The organism is Sphingopyxis sp., assembly GCF_036402335.1.
GTDB lineage: Bacteria > Pseudomonadota > Alphaproteobacteria > Sphingomonadales > Sphingomonadaceae > Sphingopyxis.
In genome coordinates this window covers 1-2,355 of the sequence record NZ_DASWTD010000638.1, presented here as the reverse complement: position 1 = coordinate 2,355, position 2,355 = coordinate 1, and the positions used below count along the sequence as shown (strand labels likewise).

The 2,355-nt window shown below is 67.6% G+C and carries 3 protein-coding genes and 1 pseudogene; 2 read left to right on the top strand and 2 right to left on the bottom strand.

The window, feature by feature from the left end; translation table 11 throughout:
- Together VGD20_RS20535 and VGD20_RS20530 are read right to left on the bottom strand one after the other, a co-directional pair.
- A pseudogene (locus tag VGD20_RS20535) lies at window positions 1-358 on the bottom strand (hypothetical protein); the annotation flags it as partial.
- On the bottom strand, window positions 355-573 hold the full coding sequence (locus tag VGD20_RS20530; protein WP_331136226.1) for a hypothetical protein: 219 nt from the start codon (window positions 571-573) through the stop codon (window positions 355-357). The gene VGD20_RS20530 and the pseudogene VGD20_RS20535, both read right to left, overlap by 4 nt.
- Before the next feature lie 37 nt (window positions 574-610).
- Between VGD20_RS20530 and VGD20_RS20525 the strand changes: the two genes are divergently transcribed.
- Together VGD20_RS20525 and aroB are read left to right on the top strand one after the other, a co-directional pair.
- Window positions 611-1,174 carry a shikimate kinase gene (locus VGD20_RS20525; protein WP_331136225.1) on the top strand — a complete coding sequence of 188 codons (564 nt, stop codon included), beginning with the start codon at window positions 611-613 and terminating at the stop codon, window positions 1,172-1,174.
- Window positions 1,162-2,256 carry a 3-dehydroquinate synthase gene (gene aroB / locus VGD20_RS20520; protein ID WP_331136224.1) on the top strand — a complete coding sequence of 365 codons (1,095 nt, stop codon included), beginning with the start codon at window positions 1,162-1,164 and terminating at the stop codon, window positions 2,254-2,256. Before VGD20_RS20525 ends, aroB begins: the two co-directional genes overlap by 13 nt.
- The last annotated feature ends 99 nt before the right edge of the window (window positions 2,257-2,355 follow it).

Sequence of the window (2,355 nt, the reverse complement as noted above, 5' to 3'; positions counted from 1 at the left end):
CGATCCGCGTGAGCAGGCGCCGCGCGCCCGGCGGCAGGTCGTATTTCAACCCGCCCGATTCGACTTCTTCGCCTTCCCCGGCATCCTCGCCCTCTTCGGCCGAACCGCTGGTCGTGGTCGTGCTCAGCGTCGGAGCGACGGGCGGCGGAGTCGTACCGTTCTTTGGCGCAGAGCCCGGCACGGGCGCAGTTGCCGGCGTCGGCGCAGGCGCGGGCGACGGCCGCGGCGCCGGCGTGTCGGCGGGATTCCCGAAGCCTTCGGGCAGCAGCGATTCCTGTGCGAGCGCGGGCAACACCAGCACGGCGGCGAGAGCCGTGCCCGACAGGCCGAGCATCAGCGAGAGAGATTTCAGCTTCATCGCAGCGTGCTTTCGGCAATCTTGTCGGTCACGTCCACCTCAATCATTCGCGGCTCGATCGGCCGGCCCAGGAACAGCAGGAACAGAAAGAACGCCACCAGCACCAGCGCCAGCACGATCAAACGTGCAATCCAGCGGCCTTTTCCCGATCTGCCCCGTGCGCGCAATATCCAATGCCCACCGTCTGTCTCATTACGCGCCTGCAGCAAAAACATTGTCCCGCGCGCCTTGGGCGGTATAGCCGCGCGCACCATGTCGCGAAACCCGAAAAGCCCGGCTGCTGCCATCCCCGCGTCGATCCGCGACCGGTCGATCGTGCTCGTCGGGTTGATGGGGTCGGGAAAATCGACGATCGGCCGCCGCCTTGCACAGCGGCTGGGCATGCGCTTCGCCGATGCCGACGACGAGATCGAGCGTGCCGCCGACATGACGATCTCCGATATTTTCGCGCGCTTCGGCGAGGCGCATTTCCGCGACGGCGAGCGCCGCGTGATCACGCGCCTCCTGGCCGGAAAACCGATGGTGCTGGCGACCGGCGGCGGCGCCTTCATCAACGACGAAACGCGCGCGCTGATCCTCAGGGACAGCCTCTGTATCTGGCTCGATGCCGATATCCCGACGCTCGTCGAGCGCGTCGGGCGCCGCAGCCACCGCCCGCTTCTGAAGGATCGCGATCCCGGCGAAGTGCTCCGCGAGCTCGCTGCGGTGCGCAATCCCATCTACGCCGAAGCGCATCTGCGCGTCAGTTCGGCAAGCACCCCGCACGACCATACGGTGCGCGCGATATTGGAGGCGTTGGCGACATGCAAAGCCTGACCGTAGACCTTGGCAGCCGCAGCTATCCGATCCTGATCGGCGACGGACTGCTCGACGAGATCGGCCGCCATGTCGCACCGCTGCTGAAGCGCCCGCGCACGATGATTGTCACCGACCGCCATGTTGCCGACCATTATCTGCACCGCGTCGGGGCGGCGCTCGGCAACGAAGGCATTTCCTTCTCGTCCTTCGTGCTCGAGCCGGGCGAAGGCACGAAAAGCTGGGCCGGGCTCGCGCGCCTGACCGAGTGGCTGATCGGCGAAGGCATCGAACGCAGCGACCATGTGATCGCGCTCGGCGGCGGCGTGATCGGCGACCTCGTCGGCTTCGCGTGCAGCGTCGTGAAGCGCGGCTGCAACTTCGTCCAGGTCCCGACCACCTTGCTGGCGCAGGTCGACAGCAGCGTTGGCGGCAAGACCGCGATCAACGTCCCCGCGGGCAAGAACCTGATCGGCGCCTTTCACCAGCCCGCGCTCGTCGTGATCGATCCGACGACGCTCGAAACGCTGCCGCGCCGCGAACTGGGCGCCGGCTATGCCGAGGTCGTCAAATACGGCCTGATCGACGACGCCGATTTCTTCGCCTGGTGCGAGGCGAATGGCGCGGCGCTGCTCGTCGGCGACAGTGCGGCGCGCGCGCGCGCGATCGCGCACAGCGTCGCCGCCAAGGCGCGCATCGTCGCCGCCGACGAGCGCGAGACGCAGGACATTCGCGCGCTGCTCAACCTCGGACACAGCTTCGGCCACGCGCTCGAGGCCGAGACGGGCTATTCGGACCGCCTCCTCCACGGCGAGGCGGTCGCGGCGGGCATGGTCCTCGCGCATCAATTCTCGGCCGCCAAGGGTCTTTGCGCGCCCGAAGACGCCGAGCGGGTGCGCGCCCATCTGGCGAGTGTCGACCTGCCGCACAGCCTCGCGAGCGCCGGTGTGAACAGCGACGGGGTGACGCTTGCCGGCCATATGGCGCACGACAAGAAGGTGCGCGGCGGCAAGCTGCCGCTGATCCTGACGCGCGGTATCGGACAAAGCTTCGTTACCGAAGACTATGGCCTCGACGCCGTCGCCGCGTTCCTCGACAGCTGACCCCGTGGCGACGGCGCCCTAAAAGCGGATCTCGACCGACGGCGCGCTGCGTTCATGCTCGCCATGATAGACCGCCTCGATATTGTTGCCGTCGGGATC